The organism is Sphingobacterium sp. ML3W, assembly GCF_000747525.1.
In the GTDB taxonomy this organism is placed as follows: domain Bacteria; phylum Bacteroidota; class Bacteroidia; order Sphingobacteriales; family Sphingobacteriaceae; genus Sphingobacterium.
The window spans coordinates 3,733,638-3,756,603 of sequence record NZ_CP009278.1 but is presented as its reverse complement, the minus strand read 5'-3'; the positions used below and the strand labels follow the sequence as shown (position 1 = coordinate 3,756,603).

Sequence of the window (22,966 nt, the reverse complement as noted above, 5' to 3'; positions counted from 1 at the left end):
CTCCGGATATTGGTAAAGAGATTAAAAGAGCGATAATTGAATACCAGGACTGTCAGCAGTAGGTTTCTCCGCTTTTCCCATAACCGTACGGCCTTGATATTTCCAGGAGTCGCGGCGTTCTTGTTCGATGATCTCTTGTATATCAAACTGTGGAGTGAAATTCGCCTCAGCCTGCAGAACAATCTGGTGCAATTTATTGATTGTCCTTAATTTATCCGCCTGTCCCAATTTAGATTTCTCTATCCCTTTTTGCATGATTGCTATGCTGTCATCGTAAATGGTTATTGGCACAGGGAAAGGATGACCATCTTTGCCACCATGTGCAAATGAAAAACGAGCAGGATCTTTAAAACGAGCTGGTCCACCATGGATTACCTCGCTTACCAATGCCAGCGACTGCATGGTGCGCGGACCTACACCTTTTAGCAGCAACAGATCTTCGAAGTTATCGGTCTGCAATTCTCGGGTTACATATAGTAGGGCACCGAGGCGCTTCAGATCTACATCAGATCCGCGGATATCGTGTCTTTTAGGCATCACGAGATGTGCAAATTCCTGCATGATCTGAGCCGGGTCGGTTTGTGCAATGGCCAAGATTCCATCTCTATTGGGGGCTGCCGCCCTAGCCGTCAAGTTTAGTATCCGTTCTTGCGATACACCATTGATACCGGTATGGGGTTCGTCGATAAAGGATTTTAAATTTTGCGAATGCCAATGGTAGCGTCGAGCAGTACCGTCGTGATCATGCATCCCTTGTTGGACAACCGTCCAGTTACCTTGGTCAGAAACAATGAAATTATGGAGATACAGCTGGTATCCGTCCTGTATAGCTGTATTATCGACCTTGGCAGTCAGTTTGCTTGCACGCACTAGGACGTCGCCAGCAAGACCTGTATGTTCAGCTACGCGAAGCAATTCCGAAGGGGTTTCTCTTGAAAACTTACCTTTGCCACCGCAGATGTATAGCCCTAAGGAGGTAGACTGCGGGTTGATAGCACGCTTTAGTGCTCCCATGACCGAGGTGGTAATACCCGACGAATGCCAGTCCATACCCAATACAGCACCAAAACTTTGGAACCAAAATGGATCGGAAAGCCGACGTAAAACTTCATCTTTACCATAGTCTGCTAAGATTGCCTCTACAATCGAAAGCCCCAGTGCAGACATGCGCTCATAGAGCCATGCCGGAACTTTTCCATAGTGCAACGGTAAATCAGCAGTTCCCGAACGTTTCATTTTATTACTAAATTTATTAGCGTAAAATTAAGGAATAAAATCTACTTTATGATTCTTAAACTATTTTTATTCAGCTGCATCGTATGCGAAATGGAAATAGTTTTTTAATTCCCATTTATTCTATATATTCGTAATACAATAGCCATATTTATAAACTTTTTCGATTTAATGTTATGACTCAGCTTGATACACAGATGTTCGGGTTGTCCAAGAGCCTGAAGAAAGGAGAGTTCGATGTGGTGGATTTCGGAGCAGTAATACCTGCCGCCGTTATGCTACATGACATGGATGGATTGCAACCCTTAGGTTGCCGTTATATGAATAATTGGGGATGTGAGCACTTGCAGACCTCTGTCGAAGAAATCAATCAATTAGGAGAAGAATATTACGAGAAATACTTTGTCAAAGAGGAATCTCTGGCTATTTTTCAAGGGATGACCCAGTACCTATTTGTCGGCGATTTTGATAAACAATATAATTTTTTTCAGCGGGTCAAAGTACATGGTAAAAATGAATATACCTGGTTTTACACCGTCTGCAAAATGATTAAGATACCCGGGACTTCTATGCTGGACAATAAAATCATTCTGTTGGCTTCCCCTATTATTGGGATGAATAATGTAATTTCTCGTGTTACAAAAGCACTCGATCAAGATGAGTTTATCAGTCGTCACTACCGTGTATTCGCAGATTTGACACAACGCGAAAAAGAAATAATCACGTTATTGACCAATGGGAGATCGTCAGCCGAAATCGCCGATCAGCTGTTCATTTCGCTACACACGGTATCTACCCATCGTAAAAATATCATCCGTAAAACAACCTGTAAATCGTTTGCCGAATTACTTCGATTCGCCATCGCTTTCGACTTAGTGGATTAAGAAGTCCGTTCCAAAGGCAATACATAGGCGTGCGCACTTCTTCTATAGTAGGAAAGTCAATAGCTAAGCAAACAAGAATATCTTCCTGAATCAATAGCCACATTCTAGGTTGAAAATAACGTAGAGTAGGCGGGAGCATTATGCTTTTTAGGGGATTGTCCGGCTATCATCATTTTTTTTAAGATAAGCATTTAGGCATTGGACGCTCCATACTACACTTGTTTTATTGCGAAGGGGTAAATTTCCCATTTTTCTTGATTAGTAGTTTAACCTGCAAACTATTTTGGATTGATTTTTGAAACGGTACGGGTATTAAGGCACTAATTTTAGAATTTCAATATGATTTTAATTGTTGACGATAAACCAGCGTACATTCTTTTCTTACAGCAACTGTTAGAATCCCACGGTTTCTCTGTTGATACGGCTCAATCAAAGCAAGAAGCATTGAAGAAAGCAATCAGAAATCGGTATGCCTTGATTATTTTGGACTTGGAAATGCTAGATATGGATGGCGTGGAGCTTTTCGAAAAATTACATGATTGTAGTATTACCAAAGATATTCCCATTATATTTTTACTGGCACAAAATCAGGACAGATTGCTTATAGAACAAGAAAGTGCGTCCGGTGGCATCGATTATGTCTTAAAACCAGTAGATACAGAAATATTGATGCTGAAGGTCAAGATTTTTCATCGGATCCATAAACAGACTTTGGCTTTGAAAGCTGTTCAGGAGAATCTACTCGCTGAAATTGATGGACGAAAAAGTGCACAATTGGCGCTTCAGGAAAAAGCAAATCACTTACGTCTTATCCTAGAGTCATTGCCTCTTATTGCCTTTACCGTAAATCAAGATGGAAAGATTGATTTTGTCAATAAAAACTGGTTCAAGTTTGCAGCAACGGAGCAAGACTATCCCGCATGTCCTCCTGGAGATCCATCGGTGGAAGAGATCTTAAAAACACATATTTTGGAGGGGAGAGGTGTCGAAATGGAAATTCGCATTCTACCATTAGGATCCGAACTTTATCGTTATCATTTATTGCGTATTGTGCCTATCGAAGAACATCACTTGATCACGCATTGGGTGGGCACTTTTACTGATATCGATGATCAAAAGCACATTGAACAAAAGAAAGATGAATTTTTGAGTATTGCATCGCATGAACTGAAAACACCCCTAACGAGTATGCGTGGCTACGTACAGCTGCTCGATCGGTCGCTGCCCTCAGTACAGAATACCACTACATACAAATATATGAATCGTGTGCAGGATCAATTGGATAAACTGAGTTCTTTGGTAGCCGATTTATTGGATATATCAAAAATGGATAATGGTAAATTAAAAATCCATTACCATCGTTTTGATCTGGATGCTCTGATCGATTCAGTCATTGAGATCATGCATCAAACGCATGAAAACAGAGCGCTTCACATCGAGCGTATGGGCAACAGGTTGGACAGTTTAGTTTTGGGCGATGAGGTCCGTATCGAGCAGGTATTGATCAATCTAATGAACAATGCCATCAAGTATAGTCCAGATTCGGATCGTATCATTGTACATACTGAAAGCAATAAGCAGGAGGTGAAAGTCAGTATCCAAGACTTTGGAATTGGTGTGCCCACTAAAAATCAAGCACCCATATTCGATAAGTTTTACCGCGTAGAGGAGACCTCAGTTCGGTTTCAAGGATTAGGGCTGTATATATCAGCAGAGATCATTCGTCAGCATCGGGGCACCTATGGCATGGAAAGCCAATTGGGGGTAGGGTCCACGTTTTACTTTACGCTTGCATTAATTGAAAATAGTATATATCAATAGTTTAGCTGAGGTTCTGCGGCTTGGTAGTAAGTGATATCAAAAATGTGAATCTGTCTTTTATGAAAAATGAATAATAACAGTATTGTTTTAAGATTTTAAAAATAAGAGCATGGAAAATAATAAGATTTTAATTTGTGAAGATGATGCCGCCATATTAGATATCGTGTCGATTATTTTAGAGGATTACGGATATGAAGTTTCCATATCCCAGACATCGCATGATATCATAGAAAAAGTAGAGGCATTCAAACCCAATTTGATATTGATGGACAATTGGATACCGAATATCGGCGGGAGCGAGGCGACCAAGTTGCTGAAAAAGCACCCCGATTACCACATGATTCCTGTTATCTATATCACGGCCAATAGCGATATCGCCGCGCTTGCAGCAGCAGCTGGAGCAGACGATTTTCTCGCTAAACCATTCAATTTAGAAGATCTTGAGAAAATAGTAGCGAAGTATATCAATTGAAAAAGTCGCCCCAAGATTAGGACGACTTTTATAATATGCAATTCGGTTATATACTCAATTGAGGGTCCGTTTTAGTATGTTTGCCGGTTTCCACACGACCAGCAAAATGGCGTTCAAACGGACGATTAAGAACTTTAACCGTCAGATCGTACCAACCAGACTGTTGCTGCGATTCGATTTTCCAAGCTACGGATTTCCCACTAGCGAGGTTTGTTTTTTTGCTCCATTTGCTATAAGCATTATCTTTAGCCTCGATGGTAAGGGATTCTTTTCCTTCATTTCTGATCGTTATCAATAAATTTCCGGTCAATTTTCCAGCTTTATCTGTTTCGTAAGTCGCCTGCACCTGTAAAGCTTCATCTTTACCTTTAAATCCACGCATAAAGCCATTGGGGCCGTATGCTGTGAGCGCATAGATGCCATCTTTAAAATCAGACAAATCCCAACTGAAGTCCAGTGACTGTCCTGCCAATACCGCAAAAGGCCAGAATTTAACACCATCCTTATACTGGTCTCCAGTGTAAACATTGAATGGGCTACTCAGTGATTTCTCACCAAACACCTCATTCCCCGCTTTCATATGGAGACTGATCTGTTTGTCATTGTTATTGAGCTCCTCCTTCACATACAATTCATAAGCTAAAGCACTGGACTGTTTTTGACCCGTTTCTTGCATAGCCAATAAGGGTGATTGCTTCCCTACCTTTTTCAGTGCAGCGATATCCGTAGGAGACCACTGATGATAATTATTGGGCAAAGGCAGCGTTTTTGCTTTGTCGATGGCCAATATATAGGCATTTCGATCTAAGAAAGGCAATGGTTTGGTAGCGGCTGATTCTGCGGGACGAAATACAGAAGTTAAATCCCCCGTGATGGCTCTTCTCCACGAGCTGATATTATCTTCATGGATGTTCTTACCATATTTTTTATTCAAGAACTGTTCTAAAAATTGAATGGTAGACGTGATATCAAACACTTCCGAGTTTACCCAGCCACCTTTGGACCAAGGAGAAGCAACGACCAACGGCACGCGGTAACCCAATCCAACAGGACCTTCCGTGGCGCTGTCTTTATCTTCTCCAGCATCAAATTCTTGCTGTAGACTGACATACTCGCCAGAGATATCCAATCCTGGCGACACCTTACCCGATTTCGGATCAGCAGGGTTGGGGGCCACAAAGGGAGGAACATGGTCAAAATAACCATCATTTTCATCGTAATTCAAGATGAAAATCGTTTTCCTCCACAAATCTGGGTTTTCCGTTAAGATATTTAAGATTTCAGAAGTATACCATGCACCATACATCGGAGCACTAGGGTGATCCGAAAAATATTCTGGAGCCACCAACCACGATACCGTAGGAAGTTGTCCAGATTTGACATCTTTTCTAAATTGATGGAGCACATCGCCTTTCGGCACACGGATCGCTGTTCCCTGCTCTTCAGCAGAAACTGCTTCTCGGTAATCTGGGTCATCTTCATTGGTCTGGAAAGCCCTACGGAACAAAGCCTGCTCGGCTTTCGGTAGTTTTTCAAAAGCTTCAGGAGTAAACGTTTGGAGCTTATTTTCAAAACTGGCCAATTGCTCCTTCTTTTGCTTGAGCGTATTTTTCTCCTTTTGCACACTTTCAACCTGTCCGGCTTGCAGGCGTTTCTCTATCGTTTTGATCTCATCAGGAAGTTCAGCAACACGTTTTTTTAAGAAGGCCAAGTGACTGTCCTTAAACTCCACGTGATATTGCGCAAACCACTCGAGGTTATTGTCGGTATAATTACTGAGCAGGCCGCTATCTTTTAAATCCGACTGTATGCTGACCTCATTTTGGTATACTTTCCAAGAGACTCCAGCTTCTTCTAATTTCTCTGGAAAAGTTTTCCAATTCGCCCATCTGTTGAAGTAGATATCCGAGTTGCGGACCAATGGTTTTTCACCTTTACCCGGTACGCAGGTACCCGTCCAGAAAAAGTGACGGTTGGTTGTAGTCCCTGTAATCGAAGAACAAAAGTTTTGGTCGCATATGGTAAAAGCATCAGCAAAAGCGTAGTAAAACGGATTGTCTTCACGTGTGTGAAAGCCCATGGTCAATGGGATATCTTGATAGGCTTTATAGCCAGAGCGTTTTGCTTCGATCCAGTTATCGTGTTTACCTTCATTTCGAGCCTCGGATTGATTCTCCCAAGAATGGGGGAGGTAGCTTGTCCAAGCTGCTTTTGATCTTTTTATATCCAGACGAAAAGGAGAGAATGTTTTTCCATCCTTCCCCGACTGTAACCATACCGGATTTCCATTGGGCAATTGTATGGCCCTAGGGTCTCTAAATCCACGTACACCAGCCAGAGTTCCAAAGCTATGGTCAAAAGAACGATTCTCCTGCATCAGCATGACCACATGCTCCGCATCCAGGAAACTCGATCCTGCCAACGGTTCGATGGCCATTGCCTTTTGTATGGCATCCGGCAGTCCCCATTCCAGGCCCATAGCTCCAGCTAAAAGGGAAGCCTTCTTTAAAAAATCTCTTCTATTATCCATTTGGTATGATATTGTCGTGTTAGATTGAAAATTTAAATTTAGAAAGAATTTGAATGCAATAGTGTAACGATTAGGTTTCAAAAAAAACTGCGGAAGATTTTAAAGTCTTCCACAGCTATTTTGTTCATCCTTTATTTTAAGATCCAGATCAGGTTATTGATATCGTCAACACCGTTAAACTGTCTTTTTAAAGCTTCGTCTAGGTTAGCACTATTCTGTTGGAACTCCCCACTAGGGTAGCGCCAGCGAACCGGTATTTTATCCGGAGCATCAGCATTTAAGCTAGAAGCTGGGTTTATTTTCCATTTCGGATAGCCTGTACGTCTGTAATCATAATAAGGCGTTACTCTCGCTTGCAAGAAACTCGCTAAGTATTTCTGCGTGATGATGGCCTCCACTTGTGCCTCTAGGTTCGTTGGGAATGCAGCTGCATAGTTTGCAGTAGCAGTCGCGATATAAGTCGCATCCATGGGCATATCATGTGTAAATTGTGTGGTAGCAGGGGTATTGCTCGCTATAAAACTCATCGAAGCTTCGATACCCTTTTTATACCAATCTACAGCCGATTCTTTCACCCAGCCGCGTGCCGATGCTTCAGCAATTACAAAACAAAGATGAGCATAACCATACTGTTGCGTCGGTTCGCCAGTTGCCAATTCGGTATAGCGGTCGTTTAATTTTGAAAAATCTTTGGATTTTGTGATAGCACTCAATTGATCAAAAGCTAAAGAAGGGGATACTCCCGTGTATGCCGCAAAATCTTGTTCCTTAAGACCCTGTGCTAGTTTTGCTTCAGAAGGATTGGCATAGAAAAACAACCTTCTGTCTTTACGTTCCTGCAGGGGTTTGATGATTTCATCGGACATCATCGGGTACAGGATATAGTTGTTACCTACCTTGTAAAAAGGATAGGTCTGACCGCTTTTATCCGAGCGTACCAATTGGAAATTATCCGCATTGGAAGTGAAGATGGGTTTATTAGCCACAATATGGGCAAAGCGCTCCTTTATTTTCAGATCCGTATCATCCACTTTTTTACTCAATTGGATCAACACATTCAGTTGAAAACTGTTCACGAGTTTACGCCATTTGTTTATATCGCCTGCAAACATCGGGTCACCATCAAACTTGCTGCCCGCCGTAAACAATTCATCCGCAAGATCCAGTTCCTGTAAGATACCTAAGAAAACCTCCTTTTGGGTATCGTATTTTGGGAAATATATTTTATCCGATTCACCTTGAAGAGCATCATGGTAGGGGATATCGCCAACACTCATGGTCAGATCGTAGAACTTGATGGCACGGGCAAAATGCATCAAACCATCGTACGATTTTTTAAGCGTTTCGTTGGTGGCAAATTTACCCATAAAATGCGCATCATTGATGGAAGTTAAGCTCATATCCATCGTGCCGAAACCATTGTATTGATAACCTTCGACAAGTTCTGTCCATGCAAATTGTTTGGTTAGCAGGTAGGGTTGTATAAAACCCTTTTGACTCGATTGGCTCCCTAAGTTTAGGATTATACGGGTAGCCAACATGGAAGATTTCACTTTCTCTGGCGTTTCAGGATTTGTATTTATTTCGTCAAATTTAGAGCAACTGGAAAGACCAACTAGTGCTAATGCAGCCATTGTTACCCATGTCTTTTTTATTTTCATGATTGAATAATTGTTAAGCATTAAAAAGTCAGATTAATATTGAAACCAATGTATCGCAAAGAAGGCGAACTCAAATCTTCCGAACCGACATCAGGATCTGAGAATTTGTATTCTTTAGACCACAGGAATAAGTTTTGTCCGGTAATTCCGATACTTGCTTTCTTCGCTTTCATTTTTGAAGCAAAAGCGTTCGGTACGTTGTAGTTCAATGACAGTTCACGCAATTTGATGAAAGTTTCGTCCCAATAATTCTGACGCCCTGAGTAGGCCGACTTCCAATATCCTTCGTAAGACACCACATTATCATTCGGCGCGAATACCCGTGTATCATCAGTCGCATTTCCATATTTATCGTAATTAACAGAGCCCGACACCACCTTTACACCAGGAGCAATAAACGTTTTGTTACCATTTACCACCTCTTCATAACGGTAGGCATTGTCCGAATCTGGGTGCGCTCCAGTTTGCCATAGTCTCGCATTTGTGGCCGAGTAAGACATCCCTTTGATACGACCATCAATACTTAGCGAAAGGTTGAAATCTTTATAACGGAATTGATTGGTCAAACCCCAGAACCATTTAGGAGCGGAATAGCCAATGACTTGGTCTGCGTATTTAGCAGAAATAGGCATGCCAGAAGCATTATGAACGATTTCTCCCGTTGGCGATCTTTCCCAATCTGATGTTGCGATAACGTCGTAGCGCAGCCCTTCTTTTACATAAAGCGCATCCTTTGAATATTCAGGATCCAGCTTATGGTAGTAATTCATGTTTTGCGATAGGTTACCGATGATATCCCATTTAAAATCACTTCTTCTGATTGGTGTACCGCCTATGGTGATCTCATGACCCTTGGTCATGATCTCTTCTTTGGTATTGATCAGTCGATATGTAAAACCTGTCATATTGGAGATCGGGGCATCGATAACGCGACTATTTTGCAAACGGTAGTAGCGGGTATAATTACCATAGACCCGATTATTCAAGACCGCAAAGTCAAATCCAAACTCATAAGAGGTATTTTGTGTCGGTGCGATCGAAAAGTCCTTGATCTTATTCGGGTAGGAAGCGGTCGGATAACCATCCCAAACGTTGTTGCTGATCGAGAATGCTTGTCTTATTTCATAAGGATTAGGTGTTTTTTTAGAAATAACCCAAGCCCCTCTGACTTTAAATTGATTTAACCACGAAAGTTTGAAGTCGAACAGGTCTGTCAATGTAGCACTTGCAGAAACAGAAGGATAGAAGTATGATCTGTTTTCTTCAGGCAAAGTCGACGACCAATCATTACGGCCTGTTGCTTCCACAAAAATAGCATTTCTCCAAGACAGTGCCAGACGACTGTAGATGGAGTTGGTCATGAGCTCCGATTGCGATTGCACCGTGCTGACCGGGTCAATAGAGTTGCGTAGCGAGTAGTAACCCGGTATGGACAAGCCATTTACGGTAGTCGAATTGCTGTTTTTATCTAATTTATAGAAAACAGATCCACCGACCATGCCATCAAATCCAAAATCGCCCCATGTTTTATTCGCTGTAAAGAGGATGTCTGAATTGGAACTGAATCCATTATATTGGGCATTTTGATACTTTCCTTTGTTGTGGAAACCACCATAATCTTTAAATCCGCCACGCGTACCGTAGATCCCCATTGGATTCTGTTGCGTTCTTTCCGTGCCATAATAGTCATATCCCGAGCGTACGATCACCTTTCCCCAGTCTGTCACTTTATAATTCAAGGTCACAGCAGCATTGATTTTGTTGATCAACTCCGGGTTTATTTTTTCGTAGGCTGTTAAGTATGGATTATCGTACCAACCTTTATACATCCAGTTTTGCGATTGATCCTTCACCAACCAGTAATCCTGATAGTCACGTAAGTCATATTCGGCTCCCGTCCATACCAAGATATTGTAGATATACCCTTGGTTGTTATAGCCCGACCCAAAATTACTCGATGAAGAATTGCGGTTATAGCCCAAATTCGTTTCCAGATCCACCTTATTGCTCAATTTGGTCGTCCCCGTAACCGAAATATTTGTTAGGTTCAGTTGTTGATTCGGGTATTGTCCTTTATTGTAAATGTGGTTGATCGAAGTACGGATGCTACCATGCTCACCTTGATTGGTAAAACTCAGGGAGTTGTTGGATACGAATGAAGGGACCAAGAAATTGCTGAAATTATTTTTCCCACGCGAAGTAAGCGGTTGGTCCTCCATTTGTTTGGTTTTCGGATTCCATTGCGAGTAGATTTTACCGATATCCATTTTATCACCCCATACGTAGTCATTATTGTTGAATACACCACCTTCACCTGATGAATACGATGTTTGTACCTCAGGTAATTTCAAGAACCCCGAGAAGAACATATTATTGGTGTTGACATTTATTTCAGCGCCTTGTTCTTTTAGACCTTTTTTTGTAGTCACCATGATCGCACCACCAGAGCCTCTTTCGCCATACAATGCCGCAGCGGCAGCACCTTTAAGGATATTCATATCTGCGATGTTATCTGTTGGGATATCGCGTAAGGTCATGTTTTGGTACAGTACCCCATCGATCACTAAGATTGGATTCAAACCGCGCACTTCGATGGAAGGCGACGAATTGAATTCTGTACTGTTTAACACGCGAACACCCGAAATACGACCGGTTAGGGTAGTCCCAATGTCCACACCTTTTACTTTAGATAACTCTTCGCCACCGATGTTCTGAGTCGCATAACCCAATGATTTTTTATCCCTTTTTATACCGAGTGCTGTAACCACAACTTCTTGTAATTCGGAAGCACTTTTTTGTAATCTTACTAGCGCGATTTGCGAAACCGGAACTTCTACGGTACCGTAACCGATATAGGAAATCTGCGCAGTTTCATTAGCAGCTACATTTTTTAATACAAATGTACCGGTGTTATCGGTACTTGTCGCAGCAGTAGATCCTATGATACGGATGGTTACACCTGCTAATGGCAATCCTGTTTCTTGATCTAAGATTTTTCCTTTTATTTCAGATTGTGCTTGCTGAAGGGCAACCGCTGGTATGTGCTGTTTAGCTGTAGCGGTTTTGGTGATCACATATAGCTTATCGTCAATTTTGTTAGCCGATAACTCCCCGTTAGAAATTGACTGGATAAAACTAGCGATATTGCTTTTGTTGACTTGCTTTAAGTCCGAATTTTCACGTACCTGCTGATTGGAAATCGAAGCATCGTAGCCAAACTTGACGTTGAGTTTCTTTTCCATTTTGGTAATGACCGATCCGATGCCTTCCTCCTGCAGCGATTCGTTTGCCATTACCTGTAGGGCAAGTGCTTGAAGGAGGATTCCTCCTCCAATAATTTTAAAATAGTAATTGGTTAGTTTCATATTACTGATGTTTATAGATAATTGTGGTATTAAAGGCTTTATTTAAGATATCAAGAGATTTATCGAGGTCATTTGCAGGTAGGTATCCCGTAAAAATCTCTTGTTCGAACTTTTCATTCAGACGTAGGCGCTGTTCAGGATGTAGGTTATTTAGGTCTTTAAAAATCTGCTGCAGGGGTTCGCGTTCAAAGGATAATAGGTTGTTTACCCAATTGTTGCTTTGCACGGTATCTGTTTTCACCACATGGAAAGTCTGCTTCCCTTTATCAAATGCCGCCCTTTGGCCAGGAAGCACAATAGCATGTTGTTTGCCATGGTTAACCAATACTTTTCCATGGTTTAGCACCAATAGATTCTTGTGTGGCGTATTGATCAGGTTGAAGGCTGTACCCAGTACCCTGACATCAAAACCACCAGATTTTACGACAACAAAAGCTTTTTCAGGTTGCTTGCTGACCTCAAAGAAAGCTTCACCCAGCAATTGAACCCGTCTTACGGTATCGGTAGCAAAATCGGATAGTACCCATAGTTTGGCCCCTTGTCTCAAGGAAACGGTACTGCCATCGTTCAGTTTGATCTGCTTTACAAATTTGGTTTCGTTTACATAGGCGATAGCAGTAGCTGTTTGGACCTGGGCAATCTCTTTATTTTTAAGGTGGAATAAAAAAGAAAGACCCGTGATCATCAGTGCTGCCGCAGCTCCCATAACCGCTTTTCTTTTCCAGAATGGTCTTATAGATGGCGATAGATGCTCACCCGTGATCTCCATGAAAATTTCGGCCGATCGATCTGCACCCAAGGTTACGGTATCTTTATGGGTCATTATAACCTCCTCCAGTGTGGGCAGATCGTTCTCCTCACAGTCTTGCAGGATCGTCAATATCAGTTCACGTTCTCTTTCAGAAATTTCGGTGGATAAAAATCTTTTATATAGTAATGCTAATTCTTCTTGGCTCATCTTTTCGTCTCGTTATCTATATATACGGATGAGCAAGGGGATAAGACGATGGTGACTTAAAATATTTTTAAAAAAATAAATAAGGCTATGGAGACTTTGATATGTGCAAGGATATGTTGCCTGACTGATTTGTTGGCTTTTACCAGTTGATCACGGACCGTATTGATGGATATTCCTAGCTGATCCGCTATCTCTTGATTATTTAGGAAAGCCTCTTTACTGAGTAGGAAAACTTCCAATCGCGCTTTAGGCAACTTACTGATGGCTTCCTTGTATATTTTCTCCAGATCTTTATAGGCGATAGATTCTTCGTTAGAGTTGTCGATATCTTTAGCCCCATCTTTGTCCGCTAGACTATAGTCCAGGCGCACTTTTATTTTACGGAGTTCGTCAAATACAAGGTTGCGCGATACCGTGTAAAGGTAAGCCCGTACATTTTGTTCCGCATCCAGACAGTCCCATTTATTCCATATTTTAGAAAATACTTCTTGTACAAGGTCAGCCGCCATTTCCTCATCTTTAAAATGTAAAAAGGCATATTTATAAACTTTGTCTTTATAAGATAAATAGAACTGTTTAAAATCTAGGCGCTCATTATTAACGGTTGACATTCCTGTATCCTCTTACTCTTTTGGGTGTGATTAACAGTTGCAAGTTTAATGACAATTTTAGAAAAGAAAAAATGATCATGGATCTTTAGAATTATTTAAAGTACATTTTAATCGACCTTATACGAGTTACTTAAGTCAGAGATGACGTTAGGGTTAAAGCTATATTAAATTAATGTGATTTATTTTTACTTTGAAAATGCCTATTGCTGCGTTTTGGCCTTGATTGCTAGCTGTGTTCGTTGTCTATTTCTTGAACGCCACTAATCGTATGGAGTATTGGCATGATTGTTCCTAATTCTTTCCTAAATGTGCCTATAGTTTTGTATCAAATATTAAAGATCATGAAATTATTATATACCATTCTTTTTTCCTTCACCCTTTGTACTTATGCTTATGCACAAGAAAGCGAACCGAATCTACCCGCTAAGGTAAAGCATGCAGAACCCCTTTATTTGGATTTGATGCGTGATCTGGGTGCTCGAAAAGGAGAAGCCGAATTTAATGTCGGTTATGGGCGTGGCCGTTATAAAAATAGAAGTGAACATACTTCCTTCATTGAATATGAATGGGCTGCTGCCAACCGTTTGGGATTAGAGATCGAAATTCCGGTTCTTTTTGCAAAGGACAACTTCCAACACCATACCAATCGTGTAGAAGGTATCAAATTGGGAACCCAGTATACTTTTTTGGTAGATGAAAAGCATCAGACCTCATTAGCCATCGGTTATCTCCATGAAATGGAATTTGGAAAATCTGCTCCAGACGTTAGAAATACACCACTTTTTGGAGGATTTATCTCCTCACCATTCTTTATTGCTGCAAAACGTTTTAATCAGATCAGTACCTTGATCTATACCGGACCAGAGTTTGAATACAACTTCAAAGAACGGGATATGAATACCAATTTTGCACTCAATGCCAGTGTGCATTATATGGTGCCCAATTCGAGCAATTATCTGGGTATAGAGAACGATATACGGTATGCTGAAGGAAGTTGGGAGTACATCATGCGCCCACAGGTGAAGTTGTCATTAGCGCATAATTTCGCTGTAGGCCTTGTTTGCGGCTTGCCTATCAAATCGGAAGAATTTCAAATGGACTTTTTAACCCGGTTGATCTGGGAACCGAATTTTTAGGTGCGCGTGCGTTCCCTTTAAAAACGAAGTTTTGTTAACGTATTGATAGTGTATTCCATCAAGTCAAGCTATTTAATTGCTTACAAGAGTAACATCAGTAAACACAGTTCCGTCTTATAAGTGCTTATTGATGAGTGTTTTGTTTCTGATTTTATTTGTATTATTCTATTTATTTTATTATAATTGTCTTTACAAACAAAATCATTATTATAGTAAGCCAAAATGGAAACTAAAGATAAAGAATATTTAAAGCTTGGTAGCCATAAAATTACCGGTAATGTTAGAGCCGTTACTTTTAAAGATGGAGAATATGATATTATTTATATTCCTTCTTTAAACTTATCTGCTTATGGGAGCAGTGTTGAAGAAGCTACCGATATGTTGCAAAATGTTGTACTTAAAGATTTTTGTTTTAGTATTGCTAATAATAAAAACAAAGGCCTAGTTATTATGGAACTTAAAAAATTAGGTTGGATACGAGACTTGTTTTTTGAAAAAGATTTAAGTAAAAAGGCATATATCGATAAAGAGGGCATTTTAAGTGAATTTGAATTACCTGAGGGAACAGAAATTCGGGAAGAATCCGTTAAAATAGCCTGCTAATGGGGGATAATAGGCCCGTAAAGGTTAAATGTTGGGAAAAGTTCTTAGAAAGTAAGCAATGTAGATATCATTCGACAGAGGCTTCTCATGATAAGTGGAAGTGTCCAAACTGTCTAAGGTCAATTATTCATAGAAGTAAGGATAAGGACATTCCAGCATTCCATATAAAAACTAATCTCAAAACGATGGGGATAAACGTGAAAGAGTTTTATAACTGGGTCCTAGATAACTGTTAAATAAATTATACCATAAAAAAAGGCTCATACATAATTTATGTATGAGCCTTTTTTGTGGAGCATATCGGAATCGAACCGATCACCTCTTCACTGCCAGCGAAGCGCTCTACCAAATGAGCTAATACCCCAAAACATCCTAAGACAGGGGCAAGATAGTATTTTTTAATGATATTCAAAAAAACTGCGTATTTAATTTTAAAAAAACTTAAAAACAAGGCCCATCCTTTGTAAACATGGATTTCTTAAGGTGCTCTACTTGCTTATTTTATGCCCAAATCAGCTTACAGCCCGCCAAAATGGAAAGTCCGTTGTTGCGTTGGTATCACCTACGATTTTGTTTGTGAGTAAACTAAATTAAATGGATTGATAATCAATGGTTTGAAATCATTTTAAACTTTTTAATTCAAAAGACTACCAATTCTATATAATAAATATTACTTTTGCATCAAAATAAAGACTACTGGTTTGGTAGATTATAAGGGTTTTTATCAAATAACATCACCTAATTTGTGCTATATGCTCAATAAGTACAGTATTTAAAATTTAAAACAGTATTAAATGCAGTTAACGAACAAATATTTTCCATTATTAGCGACGGTCCTCACCGTTTCTAGCATGAGCCACCTTCATGCGCAGCAGCGTAATGTTCAAGGTAGGGTTACGGATGCGGTAACCGGCAAACCACTCGCAGCAGTAAGTGTTCAAGTATCCGGACAAAGTAGCGGCACGACCACCAATCAAAACGGTGAATTCACGCTTCAGAGCCCAACTTCCACTGATGCCCTTATCGAATTCTCTTATATCGGTTACGAAACCCAACGTGTGAAAGCAGATGGAGCAAACCTATCGATAGCCTTACAAATAACCAGTCAAAACCTCGATGAGGTTGTGGTCGTTGCTTACGGTACATCGAAGCGTTCCAATATCACGGGATCCGTGAGCACCATCAGTTCAAAAGCAATTGAAAATAGACAAGTGTCCAGTATTTCCAAGGCACTGGAAGGTCAGATCCCCGGATTACAATCTGTCGCATCATCAGGTCAACCTGGTACCGATGCGGCGATCAGGATCAGAGGTATCGGTTCGATCAATGCATCGAGCGCCCCTTTATTTGTAGTCGATGGCAATCCATTTGCAGGAGATATCAACTCCATCAACCCCAATGATATCCAATCCATCTCCGTATTGAAAGATGCCGCTTCAAGTGCACTTTACGGATCAAGAGGAGCAAATGGGGTGATCATCATCACTACAAAAAGCGGACGTTCTTCCGAAAATACGGCTATCAACCTCAATTTTACACAAGGCTATTCAGGCAGAGCGGTCCGCGATTACGACCAAGTATCTACCGATGATTATTTCCAAATGTATTGGGAAGCCTTACGCAATAAGAATCTAACAAACGGACTTACAGCAGCGCAAGCAGCGACCAATGCCACCAATAGCGTCATTACAGATCTGAACAAGAACCCTTACGGTTCGGCATTTCCGCAACCGGTTGGATTGGATGGTAAATTGGTACCCGGAGCCAAAACGTTATGGAACGATCCATGGTCAGATGTTCTACAACGTACGGGCGTCCGCACACAAGGCGACCTGAGTTTCAGTGGCGGCGGCACCAACAATACGTATTATATATCAGGAGGATACCTCAACGATCAAGGTATCGCTATTGAATCAGGTTTCAAACGTTACAATGTACGTGCAAATATCGATGGCAAGATGAAATCTTGGTTAAATGCAGGCGTCAACATCGCAGGTAGCAGTACCCAACAAAAATACCCACAATCCGAAGATAGCAATACAGCGAATATCATCAACTTTACCCGCTTGGTGCCTTCATTCTATCCTTATTATGAGCGCGCGGATGACGGTTCATTTGTGTTGGATGCACAAGGCAATAAAGTCTACGATTTCGGACGTTATCGCCCAAGTGGTGCGACACCAAAGAGCAATCTTGCCGCTTCACTACCTTTAGATAAAAACGATATCCAAAGAGAGAACCTCTCAACAAGAGCTTACTTAGAAGCTGTTATTTCAGACAACTTCAAATTTCGCTCTACCTATAGTTTAGATTACCTCAACAGCAATACCCACGACTATCAAAATCCAACCATAGGAGACGCTGTCGAGTCCAAAGGATATGTCTATAAGTCCAATGTGAGAACAGTAGGGCAGACCTGGAACAATATCTTGACTTTTGACAAGCAATTTGATCTGCATCATGTTAATATTTTGGCTGGGCAGGAGTATTATGCTTTCAACAGTGCCAATATGAATGGTAGCAGACAAGGATTTGTATTACCTGGATTTTACGAGCCTGTTGCAGCATCACAATTGAATAATTTCACAGGATCCAGCGTCGATTACCGACTGTTGAGTTTTCTAGGTCGTGCCGAATATAACTACGACAATCGTTACTATTTCTCCACATCCTTACGTACCGATGGATCATCACGTTTTGCACCAGAAACCCGTTGGGGAACATTCTGGTCAGTAGGTGGTTCATGGAAAATCGCACAAGAAAACTTCTTGAAAGATGTTTCTAAACTCAATCAGTTGACTTTACGTGCCAGTTACGGTGGTCAGGGTAATGACAATCTAGGTACCTATTATGCTTATCAAGGTCTTTATACCATTGCCAATAGTTTAGGCGAAGGCGGTACCGTAACCAGTCGTTTGCCAACACCAGATCTGAAATGGGAAACCAACCTGAATTTTAATGTTGGTTTAGATGTTGCTGCTTTTCAAAATCGCGTATCCATGACAGTAGAATATTTCAATAGACAGAGTAAAGATTTATTATTTACCATGCCTATGCCACTTTCTACAGGTTTCACAGGGTACGATGCTAATATTGGATCGGTTCAAAACCGAGGCGTTGATATCGATATCCATACGATTCCGGTGTTGACCGAAAACTTCAGATGGAACCTAGATGTCAATCTTTCGCATTATAAAAACAAGGTGACAGCACTTCCAGACAACAATAAATCCATTGTCACCGGTACACGTATTTTGCGCGTAGGCGGTAGTATCGATGATTTTTATATGCGCGAATGGGCAGGCGTCAATCCTGAAAACGGATTGCCACAATGGTATTTAGCGGATGAACAAGGTAATAAGACCGATCAAAAAACTTCCGAGTACGGTAAAGCAGGCAATTTTGTTGTCGGCAGTTCTTTACCCGATATCATTGGTTCGGTACAAAATAGTTTCACTTACAAGAACTTCGATCTAGCAGCCATGGTCAGTTTCAGTTTAGGCGGAAAAATATTGGACAACGATTACGTGCAATTGATGCATACCGGTAATAATCCCGGAAGAGCATGGAGTGCCGAAATGTTGAACCATTGGACACCAGAAAACACGGTAACCGATGTTCCAAAATTAACGACCGACAATTTGAGCTGGACTTCAGCTTCTACCCGCTTTTTGTACGATGCTACCTATGCCCGTTTGAAAAACGTAAGCTTAGGCTATAGTATCCCTACCGAAGTGACCAAAAGAGCAGGTATCAGTAAATTGCGCGTCTTTGCTACAGCAGAAAATCTGTTCACGCTTTACGGACACCAAGGTATGGATCCAGAGCAAACGATCAATGGAGCTACTTATTTCCGTTACCCAGCTATGCGCACCATTTCTGGCGGAGTACAAGTTATTTTTTAGTCTATTGGCAATCAATAAAGAATAAAAAGAGATGAATATGAAATTAAAATTTACCTATATACTTTTAGCAGTTACCTTATTGAGCACCTCTTGTAAAAAAGATTTGCTCGATACCAACCCAACAACTGCTGTGGCCGAGTCGGAGATCTACAAGACTACGACCGGTGTAGAGACCGTGGTAAACGGAACCTGGGGTTACCTCAACGATACCTATTTCACCTATGCCAATCCAGGCTATACGGCTATCTTACGCACCAGTGATGCGATGGGGAGCGATGTTGCCGTAACCACCAAATATGGTTACCGCGATGCTTACACTTTTACAGAGCTTTACGACAATACGACCTATCGCAACAGATCGTTCTGGACCTTATTGTATAAAGTGATCAACAATGCCAATAATGTCATCGCTAAAGTGGATGGTGCAGAAGGCAGCGTTCAAGATAAAGATAGGCTGAAGGGCCAAGCCAAAGTATTACGTGCATTTGCGTACCTGAATCTGGCTTCTTTCTACCAATTCAGTTATCAAAAAGATAAAACAGCGTTGACGGTTCCGATCTATACCGAGCCTACCACCATCGAGACCGAGGGACAGCCTCGCGCTACCTTAGAGCAATTGTATACCTTGATCCTAAGCGATCTAAAGGATAGCGAAACGCTATTGGCCAACTACAGCCGTCCGAAAAAATATAAGATCAACGAAAACGTTGTTCAGGGGCTTTTGGCACGTACCTACCTACAGACAGGCGAGTGGAAATTAGCAGCAGCAGCAGCAGAAAAGGCACGACAAGGCTTTGACCTGATGGCACCAGCAAAATACGAAGAAGGGTTCAATAGCCTGGACAATTCAGAATGGATCTGGGGACATCAGCAGACCAACGAGCAGAATACTGCCAGTTATACGTTCCACTATTTGGATGTATCCTCTCCAGGATCGTATTACTACAGCTATATGGCAGATCCTTATTTCAAAGCTTTATTTGATACCAATGATATCCGTTACCGTTTATTCGAATGGGATCCATTAGAAGGACGCGAAGGATTTTTAAGGTATAAAAAATTCAAATTAACGGCCAACCTGATCGGCGATATCGTATACATGCGTGCCGCAGAGATGTACTTGATCGAAGCCGAAGGTTATGCACGTTCAGGCGAAGAAGGTAAAGCCATTGCAGCCTTGAATACCTTACGTACTGCGCGTAGCGCCAAGCTTTTCAACAGTACCGAAGGAAAAGATCTGATTGCCGAGATTTTGATCGAGCGTCGTAAAGAACTTTGGGGCGAAGGCTTCTCCCTATCGGATATCATCCGTACACAAGGAAAAGTCGCGCGAAAATTGTTCATCGATGATACAGGCAAACCGATCCAGGTGCAGATCACCAAGGAAGACGGTAGCACCAAAACGGTCAATGGACAAGGACACCGTACGGTGAAATTCCCGAATGGAACCGATTTTGTGGCCAATAGCCCCTATTATCTATTCGCCATACCATTTGAAGAGCTAGACAAAAATCCTAATCTATAGCTATTTATAGTCATCATCAAGAGGCCCCTTACCAGCGTAAGGGGCCTCTTGTTTTTTATAGGTTCTTACTAGAAAAAATTCCAGCACAATCGCAGTAAAAAAATATATCCCAGATCGACTAGGGATAGCCGCTTATAAAGGAACCTACTTATAGTTAGCTATAGTATAGGATAAAATACCTGGATTGAATTTATGATAGATTATAAGTATATTTATGTATTCATTGTTCTGGCAATGAGTCAGTTATTAATCCATTATGAGCGGTGAGATAGGCAAACTTTCGGATGAGGAGCTCATCCTGATGTTAAAGGCGGGCAGCAACCCTGCTTTCACCGAATTGTACGATCGCTATTGGAAGAAGCTGTTTACCGCAGCTGCCAATAAGGTATACAATTTGGAGGAAGCCGAGGATATCGTTCAGCAGATATTTATCAGTATCTGGAATCGTAGGGAAGAGTTGGAAATCCATACCTCCCTAAGTTCGTACCTCTCGGTTGCGGTCAAATATCGAGTGCTTAAATACCTTAATGCGAGCTTCAAGTATCAGCATATCAGCGATATTGTTGCTGAATCTGTACTCTCCGAGTTATCGGACGATTCTACCCAGCAATGGCTGGCGTTTCAGGAAGTCAACCAGCGGCTACAGCTACTGGTTGAGGGGTTGCCAGAGCGGTGCCGGCTCGTCTACGAGATGAGCCGCATCGAAGGGCGCAGCCATAAAGAGATCGCCGCTTCGCTCGACCTCTCCGAAAAGACCATCGAGTGGTACATCACCAGGGCCCTTAAAACCATCAAGACCGGATTAAAAGATTTTTTTATCACCCTTTAATTTTGTGTGCCTTGTATCCCCTTCAAAGATCATCTAGAATAGTTAAGCATCATTCCCCGCCATCCGTATTCCAGGTGTCGCGCAAGTTTTTGAAAAAAATATTAGGGATAAGCATTAGCAAAGGAACCTATAGTTAAAGAGATCATAAAGCTGTGCTGATGAACAATATGAAAAATAAACGTATGGAATTGCTGGCCCACAAATGGTTGGAAGATCGCATCACTCCAGAGGAGGTAGCCGAATTCAATAGTTGGTATAGCGAAGGGTTGGATCAACCCATTTTTATTGCCGTAGATTATGCACATTCAGATCAGCACCTACGCAATCGGATTTTTAATATCATAGAAAAAGAGATAAGTAAAAGAAGGAGGAGCGGCATGTGGTTACGTACGGTGGCAGCAGTTTTTGCCGTGATGACCATCGGCGTAGGTATCTACCTGTACAGCAAACAAGACCAAGAAACAGTAATGACCACAGGCAGTACAGTAGATATACCGCCAGGCTCGGACGAAGCGACCTTGATACTCGGCGATGGTAGTCGTATCGCGCTATCAGATGCTGAAAATGGAAAGCTCGCTAATCAGGGAGGGGTAGCTGTATCCAAGACCGCCGACGGGCAGTTGGTGTACCGTATCGCTGGAGGTGATGATTCGCAGCCAACAAGTGCTGTGGTTTACAATAGTATAGAAACTCCACAAGGCGGTCAGTATCAAGTGTTGTTGCCTGATGGCACCCGAGTTTGGCTCAATGCCGCTTCCTCCTTTCGTTATCCCACAGCCTTTCCCAAATCAGGGCGCAGAGAAGTACAGCTCACCTATGGCGAAGCCTACTTTGAAGTCAGCCCCAATACGGAGCAACCCTTTGTAGTCGCTACTGGGCGGCAGCAGCTGGAAGTGTTGGGTACACGATTCAATGTCAATGCCTATCCCGAAGATCCGTTAATCAAGACCACCTTATTGGAGGGCAAAGTCAAGGTCACCGATCGTCTGTCCAAAGAGCAGGTACTGTTACGTCCAGGGCAGCAAGCACAGCTCAATGGCTTGGGTATCCGTGTCAAAACACTGAGCGAGACCAATCTGGAGCTTTGGAAAGACGGTAAGTTCACGTTCGACAATGAACCCATGCGGTCAATCATGCAGCAGATAGCACGCTGGTATAAGGTGCGGATCGTGTATGAAGACCCCGTGCAAGATGTTCGACTCACGGGCTCGGTATCCCGCTTTGATCAGCTGTCCACTTTGCTCGAAAAACTCGAGCAAACTGGATTGGTCCGATTTAAACGAGAAGGCGACCGTCTGATCGTGATGAAGCCATAGCAAGAAAAGAAGAACGAACAACCTGATGTGTTCGTATAAAAATACTGTTTTGTATGTAGCTTTTTTAATGACCGTAAGGGGGGAGCCCCTTGCGGTTTTTTTGAAGGGTATGTGTTA

15 protein-coding genes and 1 tRNA gene are annotated in these 22,966 nt (G+C 41.8%); 9 read left to right on the top strand and 7 right to left on the bottom strand.

Annotated elements, in window-relative coordinates; translation table 11 throughout:
- Positions 1-21: 21 nt before the first annotated feature.
- Complete coding sequence (locus KO02_RS16125; protein WP_038699921.1) at positions 22-1,236, bottom strand: DUF763 domain-containing protein; 1,215 nt, start codon at positions 1,234-1,236, stop codon at positions 22-24.
- Positions 1,237-1,409: 173 nt separating this feature from the next.
- Here KO02_RS16125 and KO02_RS22935 point away from each other — a divergent pair, with 173 nt between their 5' ends.
- From KO02_RS22935 to KO02_RS16110, 3 genes are all read left to right on the top strand, one after another.
- Complete coding sequence (locus tag KO02_RS22935; protein ID WP_051959991.1) at positions 1,410-2,117, top strand: response regulator transcription factor; 708 nt, start codon at positions 1,410-1,412, stop codon at positions 2,115-2,117.
- Positions 2,118-2,456: 339 nt separating this feature from the next.
- Entirely contained in the window at positions 2,457-3,938 is a 1,482-nt protein-coding gene (locus KO02_RS16115; RefSeq protein WP_038699919.1) for an ATP-binding protein, read from the top strand.
- A 109-nt stretch (positions 3,939-4,047) separates the two neighbouring features.
- Complete coding sequence (locus tag KO02_RS16110) at positions 4,048-4,410, top strand: response regulator (RefSeq protein WP_038699918.1); 363 nt, start codon at positions 4,048-4,050, stop codon at positions 4,408-4,410.
- A gap of 46 nt (positions 4,411-4,456) precedes the next feature.
- Here the strand turns inward: KO02_RS16110 and KO02_RS16105 are convergent, their stop codons facing one another.
- From KO02_RS16105 to KO02_RS16085, 5 genes are all read right to left on the bottom strand, one after another.
- Complete coding sequence (locus KO02_RS16105; RefSeq protein WP_038699916.1) at positions 4,457-6,940, bottom strand: phosphocholine-specific phospholipase C; 2,484 nt, start codon at positions 6,938-6,940, stop codon at positions 4,457-4,459.
- A 131-nt stretch (positions 6,941-7,071) separates the two neighbouring features.
- Positions 7,072-8,601, bottom strand: coding sequence for a SusD/RagB family nutrient-binding outer membrane lipoprotein (locus KO02_RS16100; RefSeq protein ID WP_235212274.1), 1,530 nt, complete (start codon positions 8,599-8,601; stop codon positions 7,072-7,074).
- A 20-nt stretch (positions 8,602-8,621) separates the two neighbouring features.
- Complete coding sequence (locus KO02_RS16095) at positions 8,622-11,966, bottom strand: SusC/RagA family TonB-linked outer membrane protein (protein ID WP_038699911.1); 3,345 nt, start codon at positions 11,964-11,966, stop codon at positions 8,622-8,624.
- Between the two features lies 1 nt (position 11,967).
- Positions 11,968-12,924 carry a FecR family protein gene (locus KO02_RS16090; protein ID WP_038699909.1) on the bottom strand — a complete coding sequence of 319 codons (957 nt, stop codon included), beginning with the start codon at positions 12,922-12,924 and terminating at the stop codon, positions 11,968-11,970.
- 56 nt (positions 12,925-12,980) lie between these two features.
- Positions 12,981-13,535 carry an RNA polymerase sigma-70 factor gene (locus KO02_RS16085; RefSeq protein ID WP_038699907.1) on the bottom strand — a complete coding sequence of 185 codons (555 nt, stop codon included), beginning with the start codon at positions 13,533-13,535 and terminating at the stop codon, positions 12,981-12,983.
- 341 nt (positions 13,536-13,876) lie between these two features.
- Between KO02_RS16085 and KO02_RS16080 the strand changes: the two genes are divergently transcribed.
- Together KO02_RS16080 and KO02_RS16075 are read left to right on the top strand one after the other, a co-directional pair.
- Positions 13,877-14,671 carry an HAEPLYID family protein gene (locus tag KO02_RS16080; RefSeq protein WP_038699904.1) on the top strand — a complete coding sequence of 265 codons (795 nt, stop codon included), beginning with the start codon at positions 13,877-13,879 and terminating at the stop codon, positions 14,669-14,671.
- 222 nt (positions 14,672-14,893) lie between these two features.
- The gene (locus KO02_RS16075) at positions 14,894-15,274 is read left to right on the top strand and encodes a hypothetical protein (RefSeq protein WP_038699902.1); all 381 of its coding nucleotides are present in this window, start codon (positions 14,894-14,896) and stop codon (positions 15,272-15,274) included.
- Between the two features lie 291 nt (positions 15,275-15,565).
- On the opposite strand, the gene KO02_RS16065 is transcribed toward KO02_RS16075, so the two are convergent.
- Positions 15,566-15,638 (bottom strand) — tRNA-Ala (locus tag KO02_RS16065).
- A 430-nt stretch (positions 15,639-16,068) separates the two neighbouring features.
- Between KO02_RS16065 and KO02_RS16060 the strand changes: the two genes are divergently transcribed.
- The 4 genes from KO02_RS16060 (at position 16,069) to KO02_RS16045 (ending at position 22,849) form a co-directional block, all read left to right on the top strand.
- Complete coding sequence (locus tag KO02_RS16060) at positions 16,069-19,179, top strand: SusC/RagA family TonB-linked outer membrane protein (protein WP_038699897.1); 3,111 nt, start codon at positions 16,069-16,071, stop codon at positions 19,177-19,179.
- 37 nt (positions 19,180-19,216) lie between these two features.
- The gene (locus KO02_RS16055) at positions 19,217-20,704 is read left to right on the top strand and encodes a RagB/SusD family nutrient uptake outer membrane protein (RefSeq protein ID WP_038702832.1); all 1,488 of its coding nucleotides are present in this window, start codon (positions 19,217-19,219) and stop codon (positions 20,702-20,704) included.
- Positions 20,705-20,960: 256 nt separating this feature from the next.
- On the top strand, positions 20,961-21,533 hold the full coding sequence (locus KO02_RS16050) for an RNA polymerase sigma-70 factor (protein ID WP_038699895.1): 573 nt from the start codon (positions 20,961-20,963) through the stop codon (positions 21,531-21,533).
- A gap of 158 nt (positions 21,534-21,691) precedes the next feature.
- Entirely contained in the window at positions 21,692-22,849 is a 1,158-nt protein-coding gene (locus tag KO02_RS16045) for a FecR family protein (protein WP_038699893.1), read from the top strand.
- Positions 22,850-22,966: the final 117 nt, after the last annotated feature.